Source organism: Serratia sp. CY27727 (assembly GCF_052169275.1).
Taxonomy (GTDB): domain Bacteria; phylum Pseudomonadota; class Gammaproteobacteria; order Enterobacterales; family Enterobacteriaceae; genus Serratia; species Serratia sarumanii.
Window position 1 is genome coordinate 1 of sequence record NZ_JBJNLB010000016.1, and the last position, 17,482, is coordinate 17,482.

The window sequence follows — 17,482 nt, forward strand, 5'->3', positions numbered from 1 at the left end:
TTCCTTCTTACTTGTGGTGAGTAAGCTGGAATATTCCGGCATGGGTTTCCTTCAGGCTAGAGCCTCACAGGTTCAATCACCACCTCCTTAGGAGGTGGTTTAAGGCTTACAATAAAAAAGGGCGCCTGAGCGCCCTTTATCGTTTTGCTGCCGCTACTTACTTGGCGGCGCCTTCCATGCCCACCAGCCCCACTTTCAGGTAGCCGGCTTTACGCAGGGTGTCCATCACGCTCATCAGCGTTTCATAGTCCACGCTCTTGTCCGCCTGGAAGAAGATGGTGGTTTCTTTGTTGGCCTGAGTGCGTTGATCCAGCACCGAAGTCAGCTGATCGGCATTCACCGGCTGATCGCCAACGTAGAGCTGCTTGTCGGCCTTCACCGACAGGAACACCGGTTTCTCCGGCCGCGGCTGCGGTTTGGCGGAAGAAGCCGGCAGATCGACGCGGATATCTACCGTTGCCAGCGGCGCGGCCACCATAAAGATGATCAACAGCACCAACATGACGTCGATAAACGGCGTCACGTTGATTTCATGCAGTTCGCCGCTGTCGTCCAGATCTTCATTTAAGCGCATCGCCATGACTCACCCCGCCCGCAGTTGGTGTGCGTGCTGTGAGCGCTTGGCTTCCGCCGTCGCGGCCAGATCCAGATCGCGGCCCTGCAGCAGCAAGACCTGCGCCGCCACGTCGCCCACCTGGGCGCGATGGCCGCTGATGACACGGGCAAAGATGTTGTAGATAACGACGGCAGGGATCGCCGCGACCAGGCCCAGCGCGGTCGCCAGCAGCGCTTCCGCGATGCCCGGCGCCACGACCGCCAGGTTGGTGGTCTGCGAATGGGCGATGCCGATGAAGCTGTTCATGATGCCCCACACGGTGCCGAACAGGCCGACGAACGGCGAGATGGCGCCGATGGTGGCCAGGAAACCGTTGCCGCGGCCCATGTTGCGGCTGTAGGCCGCCACGCGGCGCTCAAGGCGGAAGCCGGTACGCTCTTTGATGCCGTTGTTGTCGCTGGACTCTGCGGACAGCTCCAGCTCATTTTGCGCGTCGTTCAGCAAGACAGCGCTGACGCTCTGCGAGCCGAAGTTTTGCGCCAGCTCGGAAGCTTCATCCAGCGAGCGCGCGTCGGCCAGCGCCAGCTGTTCGCGGCGCAGGCGGCGTTTGGCGCGCAGCAATTCACTGCCTTTGGAGAACAGAATGGTCCAGGTCACGATCGAGGCCAGCACCAGGCCGATCATTACCGCTTTCACCACCGCGTCGGCGTGCTGATACATGCCCCAAACGGACAGATCCATGCCGCGGGTTTCCGGTGGCTGGATCGTTGGCGCCGGGTTCACCGGCGTGATGCTTTCCGGCGCGGCGGCTGCAGGTGCAGGCGCGGCGGTCGGCGCAACGCTTTCGGTAACGGCCGGATTGGCCGCCGGCGCCGCCTGCGCGCTGCCGGCCAGCCCCACGACCAACACCATTGAAGCCATCAGGCTGCGGCCAAAGGCCTTGCCCCACTGCGCCCGGCCTTGGCCGAACGATCCTTGATTTAAATTCTTGCCAGCCGTTTTCACGCTGTGCCTCCACCCATTACCGATCAAAATTAAGGAATAATTCAGCGTGCGATCATATCAAACCAACCGGGGATTGATAGTAGTTCTCATTATTATTTACCAAATAAACGAGAAAATTTTAGCCAACCCCGCGGCAAAGCGCCAATCCACGTCCGTTCACCGCCAAACGCCCCTTTTATGGGATTATTTCGTTACTTTTCCCCCACAACGGCGCAACAAGGCCACGCTGCCGAACGGCATCTCGACCGATGAATGGGCTTCTCTCTCGCCGCTCGGCAGAAGGATGAGGCGAGAAATGCGCAGTCGGCAGCCAATTATAGCCGTTTCTGTATCTGGAAGTTAAAACGTCTGGATGGCTATATTAACTCATGATAACGTAAGGGCTATCGCAAACGGGCACGTGCAGAGCAACCAGAGGTGAGCCAGGTACCATGACGTCAAAACATATCGAAACCACGCTGATCGGCGCCGGCCGTGGCAAGCGCTACACCCAGGGCTCCGTCAATCCCGTCACGCAACGCGCCTCTTCTTTGGTCTTCGACTCCGTCGCCGCCAAAAAACACGCCACCGCGCAGCGCGCCCACGGCGAGCTGTTTTACGGCCGACGCGGCACCCTGACCCACTTCGCGCTGCAGGATGCGATGGTGGAGCTGGAGGGCGGCGCCGGCTGCGTGCTGTATCCCTGCGGCGCGGCGGCGGTAGCCAATGCGATCCTGTCGTTCGTCGGCGCCGGCGATCACCTGCTGGTCACCGGCTCGGCGTACGAACCGACCCAGGATTTCTGCACCCATATCCTCGGCCGCATGAACGTCAGCACCACCTATTTCGATCCATTAATTGGCGCCGATATCGCCACGCTGATCCAGCCCAATACCCGCGTGGTGTTCCTGGAATCCCCCGGCTCCATCACCCTGGAAGTGCAGGATATCCCGGCGATGGTGCAGGCCATCCGCGCCGTGGCGCCGGAGGTGGTGATCATGATCGACAACACCTGGGCGGCGGGCGTGCTGTTCAAGGCGCTGGATTTCGACATCGACATTTCGATTCAGGCCGGCACCAAATATCTGATCGGCCATTCCGATTACATGCTCGGCACCGCCGTCGCCAACGCGCGCTGTTGGGATCGGCTGCGCGAGTACTCCTACCTGATGGGGCAGATGGTGGATGCCGACACCGCCTACATGGCGAGCCGCGGCCTGCGCACCCTGAGCGTGCGCCTGAAGCAGCACGAGCGCAGCAGCATCGAAGTCGCCAACTGGCTGGCGGCACGGCCGGAGGTGGCGACGGTCAATCACCCGGCCCTGCCCAGCTGCAAGGGCCACGAGTTCTACCGCCGCGACTTCAGCGGCTGCAACGGGCTGTTCTCCTTCGTGCTGAAAGAGCGGCTGGATGATGCGCAGCTGGCCGCCTACCTGGACAACTTCAGCCATTTCAGCATGGCCTACTCCTGGGGCGGCTTCGAGTCGCTGATCCTGGCCAACCAGCCGGAAGAGCTGGAAGCGATCCGTCCGGCGGGCGGCGTCGATTTCTCCGGCACGCTGGTGCGCCTGCACATCGGCCTGGAGAACGTCGAAGACCTGATCGCCGATCTGGCGGCCGGCTTCGATCGCCTCAGCGGCGTGCGCCAAGACGGATTCCGGTAATTTTCTTCGCCTTGTTTAATGTCGGCTTAAGCTATTAGCGGTACACTAATCGGGTAACTGTCAGATACGGTAACCGCCGCATCCTGGAGAACGTGACCCCGGGCGCAACCGGCATGCAACAGGACATAAAATGGATGTATTACGAGAGATTATTCATGCGCTTTGGCAGCAGGACTTTATCGCCCTCGCCGATCCAAGCGTAATTTGGGTGGTTTACGCCGTACTTTTCACCACCCTGTTTTTGGAAAACGGACTGCTGCCCGCCTCCTTCCTCCCCGGCGACAGCCTGCTGCTGCTGTCGGGCGCGCTGATCGCCAAAGGCGTGATGGGCTTTGCCCCCACCCTGCTGATTCTGACCGCCGCCGCCGGCCTCGGCTGCTGGCTGAGCTATATCCAGGGCCGCTGGCTGGGCCACACCGGCCTGGTGAAGAGCTGGCTGCTGCAGCTGCCGGCGCAGTACCACCAGCGCGCGCACAACCTGTTCAATCGCCATGGGCTGACGGCGCTGCTGATCGGCCGCTTCCTCGGCTTCGTGCGCACGCTGCTGCCGACCATGGCCGGCATTTCCGGGCTCAACAGCTCGCGCTTCCAGGTGTTCAACTGGCTGAGCGCGGCGATCTGGGTCTGTGCGCTGGTGGGCCTCGGCTACGCTTTCAGTCAAATCCCTCTGGTAAAACGCTACGAAAGCCAGGTGATGACCGGCCTGATGCTGCTGCCGCTGCTGCTGCTGTTCGTCGGCCTGCTGGGCGCCATGCTGGTGATCTGGCGCAAAAAGCGCGCTTCCTCTTCCTAAATCCGGCGCGCTACAGCGCCTTCTCGACCAGCGCCCGGCAAGATCGTCCTGCCCCCGTAAACGCGGCTCAGCCCTCCAGCAGCAGCGGGTTGGCCTCGCGCAGCCGGGCGACTTCATCGCTCGGCGTCATGCCGAACAGCCGCTTGAATTCACGGCTGAACTGCGACGCGCTCTCGTAGCCGACGCGGATCGCCGCGGTGCTGGCCTTCAGGCCGTCATGCACCATCAGCAGGCGCGCCTTATGCAGCCGGTACGACTTCACGTATTGCAGCGGCGAGGTGTTGGTCACCGCCTTGAAATTGTGGTGGAACGCCGAGACGCTCATGTTGACCTCGCCGGCCAACTGCTCGACGTTGAGGTTGTCGGCATACTGATGTTCGATGCGCCGCAGCGCCTTGGCGATCTGGCTGAAGTGGGTATGGCGATTGACCAACTCCTGCAGCGACGCGCCGCAGGTACCGCGCAGCACGTAGTAAAGGATCTCGCGCACGATCTGCGGCCCCAGCACCCGGGCGTCGAGCGGCTTGGCCATCACGTCCAGCAGGCGTTCGGTGGCGCACAGCAGCGCTTCCGTCAGCTCGGCCAGGTTCACCCCGTTGCTCTCCGCCCGCGGTTGCATCAGGTAGTCGTCGTCGCCGATGTCGATCAGCAAATCCTGCAGCATTTGGGTATCGATATTGACCGCCAATCCAACCAGCGGCAGTTCCGGGCTGGCGAAGGTTTCGCATTCGAACGGCAGCGGCACCGTCATCAGCAGGTAGTTGCGCGGATCGTACTGGAACACCTTACTGCCGCAATAGCCGACCTTGTGCCCCTGAAAGATGATGACGATCCCCGGTTCGTACATCACCGGTTGGCGCGGGCAATGGCGATCGACATACAGGATCTTCACCCGCGGCACCGGCGACGGCGTGTAGCCGTTGCCGGTGGCGATAGCCATCGCCTGGCGCGCCATGCGGCTGCGCTGCGCATCGATTTCAATCACGGAAACACCCTCTTACAGTCAGAACGATTCGGCATAAATCATAATTTAAAATTCGCCATTCCTACAGAGGATTGTAGAAATAGGCAAGAACCAAACAGGAATGTGCATTGTGCGCTGCCGGCAGGTTGCTGACAATACGGGCCAGAAACCTTTGCGCCATTTTGGCGCCCGCCTGACAGAAAGAGAGAAATCAACCATGCAAAACTTCATTCTGCATACCCCAACCAAAATCCTGTTCGGCAAGGACCAAATTGCCGAAGTGGCCGGCCAGATCCCGGCGGACGCACGCATCCTGATCACCTACGGTGGCGGCAGCGTGAAGAAAAACGGCGTGCTGGATCAGGTGTATAGCGCGCTGGCCGGCCGCGACGTGCGGGAGTTCTCCGGCATCGAGCCGAACCCAACCTACGAAACGCTGATGAAAGCGGTCGAGGTGGTGAAGGCAGAAAACATCGATTTCCTGCTGGCGGTCGGCGGCGGTTCGGTGGTTGACGGCACCAAGTTCATCGCCGCCGCCGCCCGTTACACCGCCGACGGTGATGCCTGGCATATCCTGCAGACCGTCGGCAGCCACATCGCCGACGCGGTGCCGATGGGCTGTGTGCTGACGCTGCCGGCCACCGGTTCCGAATCCAACAGCGGCGCGGTGATCACCCGTAAAAGCAGCGGCGACAAGCAGCACTTCTTCTCGCCGCTGGTGCAGCCGCGCTTCGCCGTGCTGGATCCGGTGGTGACCTATTCGCTGCCGCCGCGCCAGATCGCCAATGGCGTGGTCGACGCCTTCGTGCACACCCTGGAGCAGTATCTGACCTACCCGGTCGACGCCAAGGTGCAGGATCGCTTCGCCGAAGGCCTGCTGCTGACCCTGCTGGAAGACGGCCCGCGCGCGCTGGCCGAACCGGAAAACTATGCGGTGCGCGCCAACGTGATGTGGAGCGCCACCATGGCGCTGAACGGCCTGATCGGCGCCGGGGTGCCGCAGGACTGGGCAACCCACATGCTGGGCCACGAGCTGACCGCCATGCACGATCTCGACCACGCGCAAACGCTGGCCATCGTGCTGCCGGCGCTGCTGCACGAGAAGAAAGCGCAGAAGCGCGCAAAACTGCTGCAGTACGCTGACCGCGTTTGGGGCCTGCGCGAAGGCAGCGAAGACAGCCGCATCGACGGCGCCATCGCCGCCACTCGCGCCTTCTTCGAGCTGATGGGCGTACCGACCCGCATGGCGGATTATCAGCTCGACGGCAGCAGCATTCCGGCGCTGCTCGACAAGCTGCATCAGCACGGCATGACCGCCCTGGGAGAGCATCAGGACATTACCCTGGACGTCAGCCGCCGCATTTATGAAGCGGCGCGTTAATCGCAAAACGGCGATTTTTTGCTAGGCTTTAGTCTCCGCCAGCCATTTTTCGCCGCATCCGGCGCCCGGCCGATCACCGGGCGCCGTCAGGGGCCTCAGCGCGCCGCCGATCGTTTCGCACCACCCGTCTTACCGCTCATTCGCAGGGAGAGCGGCGAGAAAATCGCCCTCCCGCCACCGCTGAAATTAGGCTGGCAAACCCGGCAACCGCCCACTTTGCCAACTAGAATTTATCTATAGCCGTTTCGGTGCCGCAGGCGCCGCAATCCGTACACAAGGAGATGCGCATGACAACGCAACAACCCATCATCAAACTCCACGATGGTAATCTGATGCCGCAGTTGGGTCTCGGCGTTTGGCAGGCGAGTATTGAAGAGACCACCCGCGCGGTGAGCAAAGCGCTGGAGATCGGTTACCGCTCCATCGACACCGCCGCGATCTACAAAAACGAGGAAGGCGTCGGCGCCGCGCTGCAGTCCAGCGCGCTGCCGCGCAGCGACCTGTTCATCACCACCAAGCTGTGGAACGACGATCAGGGCGATCCGCTGGCGGCGCTGGAAACCAGTTTGGAAAAACTCAAGCTGGACTATGTGGATCTGTACCTGATCCACTGGCCGCGCCCGCAGCAGGATCAATACGTCTCCGCCTGGCGCGAACTGATCAAACTGCGCGATCAAGGCCTGGTGAAAAGCATCGGCGTATGCAACTTCCATACGCCGCACCTGCAGCGCCTGCTGGATGAAACCAACGTGGCGCCGGTCGTCAACCAGATAGAGCTGCATCCGCTGCTGCAACAGCGCCAGCTGCGCGCCTGGAACGCCACGCACCACATCGCCACCGAATCCTGGAGCCCGCTGGCGCAGGGCGGTGAAGGGGTGTTCGACCAGCCGCTGATCAAGGCGCTGGCCGAAAAATACGAGAAAACCCCGGCGCAGATCGTGGTGCGCTGGCACCTGGACAGCGGCCTTATCGTGATCCCGAAATCGGTCACGCCGTCGCGCATCCGCGAAAACTTCGAGGTGTTTGATTTCAAACTCGATAAGGACGAACTGGGCGAGATCGCCAAGCTGGACATCGGCAACCGCCTCGGGCCGGACCCGGATACCCTGTAAGTCCTCCCCAAGCCCTCTCCCGTCGGAGGGGGCTTTTCCTTTCCGCACATTGCTCCCTTGCGCCGCCTGACGTTATGATGACGACGCCGGAGGCTCCGCCCGCCGGTTAATACCGTTAAAAAACAGACAAGCACGGAGCACCATGAAATTCTCTTTCTCACACGGGTCACGGCTGGGCATGCTTTGCATCATGCTGGTGCTGGCGGGTTGCGCCGGCAAGAAACAGCGCGTCAGCTACGATCGCCACGCCTTCGACAGCGCCATTAAAGACGCCGCCAGCGAATACGGCGTAGACGCCAAGCTGATCACCGCCATGATCCAGGTGGAGTCCGGTTTCAACCCCGCCGCAGTGAGCAGATCCAATGCGATCGGCCTGATGCAGCTGAAAGCCGATACCGCCGGCTGCGACGCCTATCGTTACAAAGGCAAACGAGGTTGCCCGGACGATGACGATCTGCTGGATCCCGACACCAATATCGATCTCGGCGCCGCCTATCTGGCCACCTTGCAAAAACAACAGCTTAAAGGGATCGCCAATCCAGTTACGCTGCGCTACGCCACCATCATCGCCTACGTCAACGGCACCGGCGCGCTGCTGCGCACCTTCTCCAGCAACCGCCAGCAGGCCATCGCGATGATCAACAACCTGTCGCCGGAAGCCTTTAACTGGCACGTGCGCAAATACCATCCCGCTCCGCAGGCGCCGCGCCATTTGATGAAAGTGGAAGCCGCCTACGATCGGCTGTGATGAGTAAAAGTAAAAAGGAGAACCCGAGGGTTCTCCTTTTTGTTTGCGCCCGCGGCGTGGCCGTTACGGCTTGGCTTTGCGAATCGGTTTGCGTGGCGGCCGGTTGGACGGCGTGCGCTGCCGATTGATATCGGTATGTTTGGTCAGCGCCGGCCGGGTATGGCGCTGCAGGCGTTTCGCTTCGCGCTGCTCGTCGATGCTCGGCGCCGGCACCAGACACTCGCGGCGGCTGCCGATCAGGTGCTTCAGCCCCATCTCTTCCAGCGCGGCGCGGATCAGCGCCCAGTTGGCCGGATCGTGGTAACGCAGCAGCGCCTTGTGCAGGCGGCGCTGGCGATCGCCGCGCGGCACCACCACGTCTTCGCTCTTGTACCCCACCTTGCTCAGCGGGTTTTTGCCGCTGTAATACATGGTGGTGGAGTTGGCCATCGGCGAAGGATAGAAGTTCTGCACCTGATCGAGGCGGAAACGGTTCTTCTTCAGCCACAGCGCCAGGTTCACCATGTCTTCGTCGCGGGTGCCCGGATGCGACGAGATGAAGTACGGGATCAGGTACTGCTCTTTGCCCGCCTGCTTCGAATAGTGATCAAACAGCTGCTTGAAGCGATCGTAGCTGCCCATGCCCGGCTTCATCATCTTCGACAGCGGCCCTTCTTCGGTGTGCTCCGGCGCGATCTTCAGGTAGCCGCCGACGTGGTGGGTCGCCAGCTCCTTGATATAACGCGGATCTTCCACCGCCAGATCGTAACGTACCCCGGAGGCGATCAGGATCTTCTTGATGCCCTCCAGCGAACGCGCGCGGCGATACAGCTTGATGGTCGGCTCGTGGTTGGTGTCCATGTAGGTGCAGATCTCCGGATACACGCACGAGGCGCGGCGGCAGGTCTGCTCGGCGCGCGGGTTGGTGCAGCGCAGCATATACATGTTGGCGGTCGGGCCGCCGAGATCGGAGATCACGCCGGTAAAGCCCGGCACCTTGTCGCGGATCTCTTCGATTTCGCGAACGATCGAATCTTCCGAACGGCTCTGGATGATGCGCCCTTCATGCTCGGTGATCGAACAGAACGAGCAGCCGCCGTAGCAGCCGCGCATGATATTCACCGAGAAACGGATCATGTCATAGGCCGGAATGCGATCCTGGCCGTAGGACGGGTGCGGCACGCGCTGATAAGGCAGCGCGAAGACGCTGTCCATCTCCGGCGTGGTCAGCGGGATCGCCGGCGGGTTGATCCACACGTAGCGGTCGCCGTGTTTCTGCATCAGCGCACGGGCGCAGCCCGGGTTGGTTTCATGGTGCAGAATGCGCGAGGTGTGCGCATACAGCACCTTGTCGCCCTTCACTTTCTCGAAGGACGGCAGCAGCACATAGGTCTTCTCCCACGGCTTCGGCTTGGCGGCGCGCACGGTGACAGGCTTGGCTTCCGGCTCTTTCGGCTTGGCGCCGTCGGCGCACGGCAGATCGTCGCCGTACGGGTTCGGGATAGGTTCGATGCGGCCCGGCTTGTCGAGGCGGGTGGAATCCACGCCGCTCCAGCCCGGCAGCGCTTCTTTGCGCATTACGGCGGTATTGCGAATATCGTGGATGTCGCCAATCTTCTCACCGGCGGCCAGGCGATGCGCCACTTCCACCAGCGGGCGTTCACCGTTGCCGTAGATCAGCATGTCGGCCTTGGAATCCACCAGCACCGAGCGGCGCACGGTATCCGACCAGTAATCGTAGTGGGCGATGCGGCGCAGGCTGGCTTCGATGCCGCCCAGCACGATCGGCACGTCTTTGTAGGCTTCTTTACAGCGCTGGCTGTAGACCAGGGTGGCGCGATCCGGGCGCTTGCCGCCGACGTTGCCGGCGGTGTAGGCATCGTCGTGGCGCAGTTTGCGATCGGCGGTATAGCGGTTGATCATCGAGTCCATGTTGCCGGCGGTGATGCCGAAGAACAGGTTCGGTTTCCCCAACCGCATGAAGTCTTCTTTGTTGCTCCAGTCCGGCTGCGCGATGATGCCGACGCGGAAGCCCTGCGCTTCCAGCATGCGGCCGATGATCGCCATGCCGAAGCTCGGGTGATCGACATAGGCGTCGCCGCTGATGATGATCACATCGCAGCTGTCCCAGCCCAGTTGATCCATCTCTGCTCGCGACATCGGTAAAAACGGCGCGGTGCCAAAACATTCCGCCCAATAAGGCTTATAGGAAAACAGTTCACGATCGGGTTGGATCAGGCTGGTGGTGCTCATTCTGCTGCTCTTTTTACAGGTTAATTAATCGCCGGGCGGCGATTATACGCACTAGCTGCAAAAAGAGCATGGTTATTTCGCTAACCGTTCACTTCGAATTCATAAACGTCGCTGCGGCACAAGATATCGCTGAACTCCAGCGCCTCACCCTGGGCATTGCGGCTGGTCTGGGTGATGTGCAACAACGGCGCGCCGCACGGCACGTTGAGCAGCTCGGCAACCTCGTCGCTGCAGGATACCGCCTTCAGCAGAAAGTGTTTATCTTCGGGCACGATGCCGCGCGATTGCCATAACGCATACAGCGAATGTTCCAGCTGCCCCGGTTCGGGCAGGAAGCGCGGCGGAATATAGGTGGTTTCCAGCGAGACCGGGCTGCCGTTCAGCAAGCGCAAACGCCGCAGTTTGACCACCTCATCCCCTTCCGTCAGCCCCAGCGCCGCCGCGGCCTTGGCCGGCGCGCCGACCCGGGCGCGCAGCAGCCATCGATTGCTGACGCTGCTGCCGTGACGCAGCGCCTGAGCGGTGAAACCGCTGTCCTTATCGAGGGAATAGCCAATGTGCATCGCCACGCGGGTGCCAACGCCCTGCTGTCGCAAAATCAGCCCCTTCTCCTCCAGCAGTTTCATCGCCTTGCTGACGGTGACGCGCGACAGCGCCAGGCCTTCAGCCATCTGCCGTTCGGGCGGCAAAAACGCCTCCGCCGCCAGCACCTGCTGCCTGATTGCGGTTTCTATCGCCATCGCCAGCTGAATATAACGCGGCGCTACCGCCCCCTGCGCCAGATGGCCACGCAGCCAGGCCATAAAATCCGTCATTCGCCCGCCCTCTTACCTATGCCATTTGTCTGGATTTCGTTTTTTATCCTATCGCCGATCCGGCGATAAGCCCCTCACCTTAACTAAAATATCGCTAATGTTTTCAGAGTGGCATCACAATTTTTGCCTAATGGACTTTCATTGGATCTAGATCGCGCGTAATCTGTGCTTATTGATGTTGATACATCAATCGCACCAACACCAGGGACCCACTTTAAAAACAATAAAAAACCCGCTGCCAGCCCTAAAGGATACCCTTGATGGCCGGTAGCGGGGATATACTGTCAGCACAAACGGCCGAGAATAAGCAACGTAGCTAATGGATAGCTTGCTCACTGCTCATAGCCACATCACAGGATCCCCTCGCGGTGGGCGCAACGGATCGATGTCGGCAAATAGAAACGTTCCCGCTTCGCCAAACCCCGCTGCAGACCCACTCTTTGACTACACTCATTGGCGCCGTGCGGCCGACGTGCCTCACCCGATAAGGCGGATACCGCCCTCACTTTGACAGACCCGGCGGTCTCAGCCGCTACACACTGCGCGGAATCGGCGTCTTCACCGACAACGGAATAGCCGGCGTCAACCGCGCCAACGGAATCGATTTTCAGTCAACTGCGGCGGCCCTCGCGGCCCTGCGCTACAGGGATCATTTGCTATGACCGATATCAATCGCAATGAAGCATGGAAGGTAGAAAGCACCGGTATCGATCGGGTGCCGGACGCGGAACAGACCGGCAAGCCCATCGAGCTGTTTTGGATCTGGTCGGCGGCCAATATCGGCATTCTCGGCGTGGTGTACGGCGCCATTATCGTCGGCTTCGGCTTATCCTTCCTGCAATCGGTACTCGCCGCGCTGGTCGGCGTCGCCAGCTTCGTGCTGGTCGGCCTCACCAGCTTCGCCGGCAAGCGCGGGCGCACCTCTACGCTGACGCTCTCGCGGGTGATTTTCGGCCTGAAGGGCAACGTGGCGCCCACCCTGTTCAGTTGGATCAACCTGATGGGCTGGGAAGCGGTCAACGTGATCACCGGCACCCTGACGCTGGCGGCGCTGTTCGAGGCCTTCGGGTTGGGTAGCAGCCACCTGCTGACCGCGCTCAGCCTGCTGCTGTTCGGCGGGCTCACTGTCGTCGTCAGCCTGCTGGGGCAAAATACCGTGGTCTGGATGCAAAGCTGGTTCAGCCGCATCTTCGGCACCATGACGCTGATCGTGGTGCTCTATATCCTGTTCAACACCGAGTGGAGCCAGGTGCTGGCGCTGCCTTCCGGCAGCTGGTTGACCGGCTTCCTGCCGGCGGTATCGGTGATTGCCGCCGGCACCGGCATCAGTTGGGCGATCGCCGGCGCCGATTACAGCCGCTATCAAAGCCCGAGCTCGTCGAGCAAAAGCATTTTCGCCGCGGTGATGGGCGGCGCCTGTTTGCCGCTGATGCTGCTGATGCTGGCCGGCATCCTGCTTTCCGTGCAGCTGCCCGATCTGGCCAGCGCCGCCAACCCCATCGCGCTGATAGGCTCGGTGCTGCCCGCCTGGATGGCCATTCCTTATCTGCTGGCCGCCACCGCCGGCATCGTCACCATCGCGGTGCTCAGCCTGTATTCCGCCAGCCTTAACCTGCTGACCATCGGCGTGCAGGTCAAGCAGTGGCTGGCGGTATCGATCGACGCGGTGGTGGTGTTGGGCATCGCCCTGTATGTGCTGTTCATCTCCGGCGATTTCATGGGGCCGTTCATCTCCTTCCTGGTGTTCTGCGGCGTCTTCCTGGCGGCCTGGGAGGCGATTTTCCTGCTCGATTACCTGTGCCTGCGCCGCCGCCACGGGTATGATGGCAACGCTTTGTACGGCCTGCATGGCCAGAACCGCGGCGTGCGCAAAGCCCCGCTGTTCTGCTGGTTCCTCGGCGCCCTGTGCGGCCTGCTGGTCACCAAAACCGGTTTTATCGACGGCCCGCTGGCCAAAGGCCTGTTCGCCGATTCCAGCCTGGGGCTGTTTGTGTCGTTCGCGGTGAGTCTGATCGCTTACGGTCTGTACCTGACCCAACGCAGAGAACATCAATGAGTGAGTGGGAAGCTGTAACACCTGTCCTGGTGATTGGGGGCGCGGTCGGCGATCTGGTGATGACGCTGCCGCGCCTGCCGACCAGCGGCGAAGATATCGAAGCCCAGCCGCAGGCGCGGCAAATCGGCGGCTGCGCGTTCAACGTGGCGCGCGCGCTGGTGCGCCTGGAAACGCCGGTGATTAACGGCATGCCGGTTGGCAACGGCGAATGGGGCGCGGCTGCCGAAGCCGCCATGGGCGAGCTGGGGCTGGAGGTGCTGCTGCGCCACGGCCAGATGGACAACGGCTGGTGCCTGGCGCTGGTGGAGCCGAACGGCGAACGCACCTTCATCACGGTTTCCGGCTGCGAAAGCCAATGGAATAAAGCGCAGCTGGCGACGCTGCCGCTGACGGAGCACACCCTGATCTACGCCAGCGGCTACGAGCTGGCGGGCGAAAGCGGCGAGGCGCTACGCGAGTGGCTGACGCGCATGCCGTTCGATCAACCGCGCCTGATCGATCCCGGCCCGCGCATCGCTCAGCTCAGCGAAGATTTCTTCGCCATGCTCAGCGACAGCCACACCCTATTGACGCTCAACCGCGACGAAGTGGCCGCGCTGTGCGGCGCCGGCGACGCCGTGGAGGCCGCGCAGCGCTATGCCGCCGCCCGTAACCTGACGCTGATTTGCCGCCTGGATCGCGACGGCGCGTGGATCTGCGACGGCCGCACGCCGCCGCTGCACGTGCCCGCCTATCCGGTAGACGTCGTCGACACCATCGGCGCGGGCGATGCCCACTGCGCCGGTTTGCTGGCGGGCCTGTCCGCCGGCTGGCCGCTGCCGCAGGCGGTCGATCTGGCCAACCGGGTCGCCGCTTGCGTGGTGGCCAGCCTCGGCGCCGCCAATCCGCCGGACCGGCAGCAGTTGCAACAGCGCTTCCCGCAGGCCTGACGTTTCAGGGCGCAGCCAGCTGCGCCCCCAGTCTTACTGCGCCGCTACCGCACTCTCCTGCGGCGGGTGGCGATAGTTGAAGCTCAACGCGAACACGATCCCCAACACCAGCGTATACAGCGCAAACACCAGCCAGATGCTCTGCCAGTCTTTCACGCCGTCATGGCTGAAGAAGTCCACCACCTCGCCGCTGGCGAGCGCCCCCAGATAGGCGCCCAAACCGTTCACCATGGTCATGAACAGCCCCTGCGCGCTGGCGCGGATGCGGCGATCGGCCTCTTTCTCGACGAAGATGGCGCCGGAGATATTGAAGAAGTCGAACGCACAGCCGTAGACGATCATCGACAGCAGCAGCAGAACGAAACCAAAGCCGACCGGCGTGCCATAGGCCAGGAACAGGAAGCGCAGCGTCCAAGCCGCCATGCTGATCAGCATCACCTGCTTGATGCCGTAACGGCGAAGGAAGAAGGGAATGGTGAGGATAAAGAACACTTCGGAGATCTGCGACAGCGACAGCAGCACCGCCGGATACCGGACGCTAAGGCTGTCCTGATACAGCGGGTTGAGCGACAGATCGTGCAGGAACGGGTTGCCGAAGGTATTAGTTATCTGCAGCGCCGCGCCAAGTAACATGGCGAACAGGAAAAACAGCGCCATGCGCCGCTGGCGGAACAGCACCAGCGCATCCAGCCCCAGCACGCTCACCCAGCTCTTCGACTCGGCCGCGCGGTTGGTCGGGCAGCGCGGCAGCGTCAGTGAATAAGCGGACAGCAGCAGCGACGCCGCAGAAGCCAGATACAGCTGCAGATTGCTGAGCTCGATTCGGCTGAAGCCGACCAGCCACATCGCCAGAATGAACCCCACCGTGCCGTACACCCGCACCGGCGGAAAGTCCTTCACCGTGTCAAAGCCGTGCTTTTCGAGACAAAAATAGGAAATGGCGTTAGAGAGCGCGATGGTCGGCATATAGACCATGGCGTTGAACAGCATCACCCAGAACATCAGCATCGGCTGCTCGACCTGCGCCGCGCAGTACAGCGCCAGCGCCCCGAGCAGGTGACAAAGCGCATACAGGTAGTTGGCCTTCATCCACCGATCGGCGATGATGCCCGCCAGCCCCGGCATGATCAGCGCGGCGATGCCTTTGGCGCTGTAAACCATCCCCACCTGCATGCCGCTGAAATGCAGCGTGTTGATCATGTAGGAGCCCAGCGTCACCAACCAGGCACCCCAGATAAAGAACTGCAGGAAAATCATGACCTTCAATCGTGCTTTTATCGCCATCGCCATCACCTTGTTATTATGCTTTCAACGATGATTGGTGCGGCGGGCCCCCTGCAGCCCACCGCCGGTTTGCCTGCGGTGTTACAGCGTTTTGAACAGCTCGCGGATCAGGCGCATGAAATCGTCCGCCGCCAGCGCCGCGCAGCTGAGCGTTTGTTCATGAGAGAGTGGCGTATCCGACAGCCCTTCGGCGTAGTTGGTCATCGCGGACACCACCAGCACCTTGAGGCCGCAGTGGCGCGCCGTCAGGACTTCCGGCACGATCGACATGCCCACCACGTCGCAGCCCAGGGTCTGCATCATGCGGATCTCCGCCGGCGTTTCGAAATTCGGCCCGGTGTAGGCGGCGAACACCCCTTCCGCCAGCGGAATGCCCGCGCTTTCGGCCACCGCCGCCAGCCGGGCGCGCAGATCGCGATCGTAGGCGTTCGCCAGGCTGAAGAAGCGCGGCCCGAAGCGCTCGTCGTTGGCGCCGACCAGCGGCGATTCCGGCATGAAGTTGATGTGATCGGTGATGGCCACCAGGCTGCCCGGCGCCACCGAGCGGCGCAGCGAACCGGCGGCGTTGGTCGCCAGCAGGAATTCGCAGCCCAGCAGTTTGAAGGTGCGCACCGCGGTGGTCATCACCTGCATGCCGCGCCCTTCATAGAAATGACCGCGCCCTTTCATGCACAATACCGGCACGCCTTCCAGCTTGCCGGCGACCAGCTGCCCGGCATGACCGGCGACGCCGCTCACCGGGAAGCCCGGCAGCTCCCCGTAGTCGATGGTGACGGTTTCGGTCATCACCTCCGCCAGGGCGCCGAGCCCGGAGCCGAGAATCAAGGCCGCTTTCGGCTGGAAACCCGGCAGGCGTGCGCGGACGACATTGGCGCAGGTAAAAGCATCTTCTTGATTAAACATCGTATTCTCTCTTTCAGCGGGGGATAATAATCCCCATAGTAGAGAGCGAGGCGCGGCCGAGACCAATACATTCTTGGCGGCCGATTTATTCCATTTACCTATAAGTTGAGCTGCGTCACAAGGAGGCGATACCCCGGATGAACCCGCCCCATGCCCTGCCCGATCCCGGCCGGATTAACTTCCGCCTGCTGCACTATTTCCGCGTGGTGGCGGAAGAGATGAACTTCACCCAGGCGGCGCGGCGGCTGAATATGTCACAGCCGCCGCTCAGCAAGCACATCAAGGAGCTGGAAAGCCAGCTCGGCGTGGTGCTGTTCAAACGCACTACCCGCTCCATGACGCTGACGCCGGCCGGCCGCACGCTGCTGCGCAACGTCGAGCGGCTGCTGGATCAGGCCGACAGCGCGCTGCATCAGGTGCAACAGATGGGGCGCGGCGAAGGCGGCCACATGGTGGTCGGCATGGTCGGCACCTCGGCCTGGGGCGGCCTGATCGCGGCGCTGCGGCGGTTCAGCGAGCAAAACGCCGGCGTCACCTGGTCGTTGAACGAGCTGACGCCCAGCCAGCAAATCGCCGCGCTGCAAAAGCGGCATATCGATATCGGGGTCTGGCGAGAGGCGCAGCAGCAGACGCTGCCGGGGTTGACCTGCCAACGCTTGGCGAGCGAGAGCATCGCCGTGGTGCTGCCGCTCGATCATCCGCTGGCGCAGCAGGAAAGCATCCCGTTGGCGGCGCTGCAGAACGACAGTTTCATCGTGCTGCCGCCGCACGAGGCCAGCCTGGGGCTGTATCTGCACAATCTGTGCCTGCAGCAGGGATTTTTGCCGGACGTCGCTTATCAGGTCAACGAACCGCAAACCCTGCTGGCGCTGGTGGCGGAGGGCTGCGGCATTACGCTGCTGCCGGACAGCTACGGCCGCATCCCGTGGCCCGGCGTCCGCTTTTGCTCGCTGCAGCAGGCGCCGCCGGCGGATCTGTACGCGGTTTACCGCGCCGACAGCGTCACGCCGGTCGTAGAGGCCTTTCTGGAGATGCTGCGGGCGCCGTAAGCGGCCCGCAGC

15 protein-coding genes are annotated in these 17,482 nt (G+C 62.1%); 8 read left to right on the forward strand and 7 right to left on the reverse strand.

Going from position 1 to position 17,482, the window contains the following annotated elements; all coding sequences use genetic code 11:
• Positions 1-157: 157 nt before the first annotated feature.
• Together exbD and exbB are read right to left on the reverse strand one after the other, a co-directional pair.
• A complete protein-coding gene (gene exbD / locus ACJ8HB_RS23425; protein WP_004937307.1) occupies positions 158-580 on the reverse strand; it encodes a TonB system transport protein ExbD in 423 nt (140 codons plus the stop codon).
• A 3-nt stretch (positions 581-583) separates the two neighbouring features.
• Positions 584-1,561: a tol-pal system-associated acyl-CoA thioesterase gene (gene exbB / locus ACJ8HB_RS23430; RefSeq protein ID WP_072270421.1), complete on the reverse strand. Its 978-nt coding sequence runs from the start codon at positions 1,559-1,561 to the stop codon at positions 584-586.
• 431 nt (positions 1,562-1,992) lie between these two features.
• Here exbB and metC point away from each other — a divergent pair, with 431 nt between their 5' ends.
• Both metC and ACJ8HB_RS23440 read left to right on the forward strand, forming a co-directional pair.
• Positions 1,993-3,204 (forward strand): cystathionine beta-lyase, encoded by a 1,212-nt coding sequence (gene metC, locus ACJ8HB_RS23435; protein ID WP_047570493.1) that lies wholly within the window; start codon positions 1,993-1,995, stop codon positions 3,202-3,204.
• A 130-nt stretch (positions 3,205-3,334) separates the two neighbouring features.
• Entirely contained in the window at positions 3,335-3,997 is a 663-nt protein-coding gene (locus tag ACJ8HB_RS23440; protein ID WP_033636044.1) for a DedA family protein, read from the forward strand.
• A gap of 67 nt (positions 3,998-4,064) precedes the next feature.
• Here the strand turns inward: ACJ8HB_RS23440 and ACJ8HB_RS23445 are convergent, their stop codons facing one another.
• Complete coding sequence (locus tag ACJ8HB_RS23445) at positions 4,065-4,952, reverse strand: AraC family transcriptional regulator (protein WP_194243347.1); 888 nt, start codon at positions 4,950-4,952, stop codon at positions 4,065-4,067.
• Between the two features lie 226 nt (positions 4,953-5,178).
• On the opposite strand from ACJ8HB_RS23445, the gene yqhD reads away from it, so the two are divergent.
• From yqhD to ACJ8HB_RS23460, 3 genes are all read left to right on the forward strand, one after another.
• Positions 5,179-6,342 (forward strand): alcohol dehydrogenase, encoded by a 1,164-nt coding sequence (gene yqhD, locus ACJ8HB_RS23450; RefSeq protein WP_047570491.1) that lies wholly within the window; start codon positions 5,179-5,181, stop codon positions 6,340-6,342.
• Positions 6,343-6,629: 287 nt separating this feature from the next.
• On the forward strand, positions 6,630-7,454 hold the full coding sequence (dkgA, locus tag ACJ8HB_RS23455; RefSeq protein WP_047570489.1) for a 2,5-didehydrogluconate reductase DkgA: 825 nt from the start codon (positions 6,630-6,632) through the stop codon (positions 7,452-7,454).
• A gap of 142 nt (positions 7,455-7,596) precedes the next feature.
• Positions 7,597-8,202 (forward strand): transglycosylase SLT domain-containing protein, encoded by a 606-nt coding sequence (locus tag ACJ8HB_RS23460; RefSeq protein ID WP_033649078.1) that lies wholly within the window; start codon positions 7,597-7,599, stop codon positions 8,200-8,202.
• A gap of 63 nt (positions 8,203-8,265) precedes the next feature.
• On the opposite strand, the gene ACJ8HB_RS23465 is transcribed toward ACJ8HB_RS23460, so the two are convergent.
• Both ACJ8HB_RS23465 and ACJ8HB_RS23470 read right to left on the reverse strand, forming a co-directional pair.
• Positions 8,266-10,434, reverse strand: a complete 2,169-nt coding sequence (locus ACJ8HB_RS23465; protein WP_033649077.1) for a YgiQ family radical SAM protein — start codon at positions 10,432-10,434, stop codon at positions 8,266-8,268.
• Between the two features lie 80 nt (positions 10,435-10,514).
• Positions 10,515-11,249 carry a GntR family transcriptional regulator gene (locus ACJ8HB_RS23470; protein ID WP_047570487.1) on the reverse strand — a complete coding sequence of 245 codons (735 nt, stop codon included), beginning with the start codon at positions 11,247-11,249 and terminating at the stop codon, positions 10,515-10,517.
• A 658-nt stretch (positions 11,250-11,907) separates the two neighbouring features.
• Here ACJ8HB_RS23470 and ACJ8HB_RS23475 point away from each other — a divergent pair.
• Positions 11,908-13,305, forward strand: a complete 1,398-nt coding sequence (locus ACJ8HB_RS23475) for a purine-cytosine permease family protein (RefSeq protein ID WP_025304294.1) — start codon at positions 11,908-11,910, stop codon at positions 13,303-13,305.
• On the forward strand, positions 13,302-14,234 hold the full coding sequence (locus ACJ8HB_RS23480; protein WP_094860195.1) for a PfkB family carbohydrate kinase: 933 nt from the start codon (positions 13,302-13,304) through the stop codon (positions 14,232-14,234). The genes ACJ8HB_RS23475 and ACJ8HB_RS23480 overlap by 4 nt, the downstream gene beginning before the upstream one ends.
• Before the next feature lie 33 nt (positions 14,235-14,267).
• Here the strand turns inward: ACJ8HB_RS23480 and ACJ8HB_RS23485 are convergent, their stop codons facing one another.
• A complete protein-coding gene (locus tag ACJ8HB_RS23485) occupies positions 14,268-15,518 on the reverse strand; it encodes a nucleoside permease (protein ID WP_033636053.1) in 1,251 nt (416 codons plus the stop codon).
• Positions 15,519-15,599: 81 nt separating this feature from the next.
• Complete coding sequence (gene xapA / locus ACJ8HB_RS23490; protein WP_094860194.1) at positions 15,600-16,421, reverse strand: xanthosine phosphorylase; 822 nt, start codon at positions 16,419-16,421, stop codon at positions 15,600-15,602.
• A gap of 137 nt (positions 16,422-16,558) precedes the next feature.
• Between xapA and ACJ8HB_RS23495 the strand changes: the two genes are divergently transcribed.
• Positions 16,559-17,470, forward strand: a complete 912-nt coding sequence (locus ACJ8HB_RS23495; RefSeq protein WP_033636055.1) for a LysR family transcriptional regulator — start codon at positions 16,559-16,561, stop codon at positions 17,468-17,470.
• Positions 17,471-17,482: the final 12 nt, after the last annotated feature.

What these genes read in the sequence shown, in the direction of transcription:
- exbD (WP_004937307.1), bottom strand. Translation starts at nt 580, where the DNA reads ATGGCGATGCGCTTAAATGAAGATCTGGACGACAGCGGCGAACTGCAT.
- metC (WP_047570493.1), top strand. Translation starts at nt 1,993, where the DNA reads ATGACGTCAAAACATATCGAAACCACGCTGATCGGCGCCGGCCGTGGC.
- ACJ8HB_RS23440 (WP_033636044.1), top strand. Translation starts at nt 3,335, where the DNA reads ATGGATGTATTACGAGAGATTATTCATGCGCTTTGGCAGCAGGACTTT.
- ACJ8HB_RS23445 (WP_194243347.1), bottom strand. Translation starts at nt 4,952, where the DNA reads ATGGCGCGCCAGGCGATGGCTATCGCCACCGGCAACGGCTACACGCCG.
- yqhD (WP_047570491.1), top strand. Translation starts at nt 5,179, where the DNA reads ATGCAAAACTTCATTCTGCATACCCCAACCAAAATCCTGTTCGGCAAG.
- dkgA (WP_047570489.1), top strand. Translation starts at nt 6,630, where the DNA reads ATGACAACGCAACAACCCATCATCAAACTCCACGATGGTAATCTGATG.
- ACJ8HB_RS23460 (WP_033649078.1), top strand. Translation starts at nt 7,597, where the DNA reads ATGAAATTCTCTTTCTCACACGGGTCACGGCTGGGCATGCTTTGCATC.
- ACJ8HB_RS23465 (WP_033649077.1), bottom strand. Translation starts at nt 10,434, where the DNA reads ATGAGCACCACCAGCCTGATCCAACCCGATCGTGAACTGTTTTCCTAT.
- ACJ8HB_RS23470 (WP_047570487.1), bottom strand. Translation starts at nt 11,249, where the DNA reads ATGACGGATTTTATGGCCTGGCTGCGTGGCCATCTGGCGCAGGGGGCG.
- ACJ8HB_RS23475 (WP_025304294.1), top strand. Translation starts at nt 11,908, where the DNA reads ATGACCGATATCAATCGCAATGAAGCATGGAAGGTAGAAAGCACCGGT.
- ACJ8HB_RS23480 (WP_094860195.1), top strand. Translation starts at nt 13,302, where the DNA reads ATGAGTGAGTGGGAAGCTGTAACACCTGTCCTGGTGATTGGGGGCGCG.
- ACJ8HB_RS23485 (WP_033636053.1), bottom strand. Translation starts at nt 15,518, where the DNA reads ATGGCGATAAAAGCACGATTGAAGGTCATGATTTTCCTGCAGTTCTTT.
- xapA (WP_094860194.1), bottom strand. Translation starts at nt 16,421, where the DNA reads ATGTTTAATCAAGAAGATGCTTTTACCTGCGCCAATGTCGTCCGCGCA.
- ACJ8HB_RS23495 (WP_033636055.1), top strand. Translation starts at nt 16,559, where the DNA reads ATGAACCCGCCCCATGCCCTGCCCGATCCCGGCCGGATTAACTTCCGC.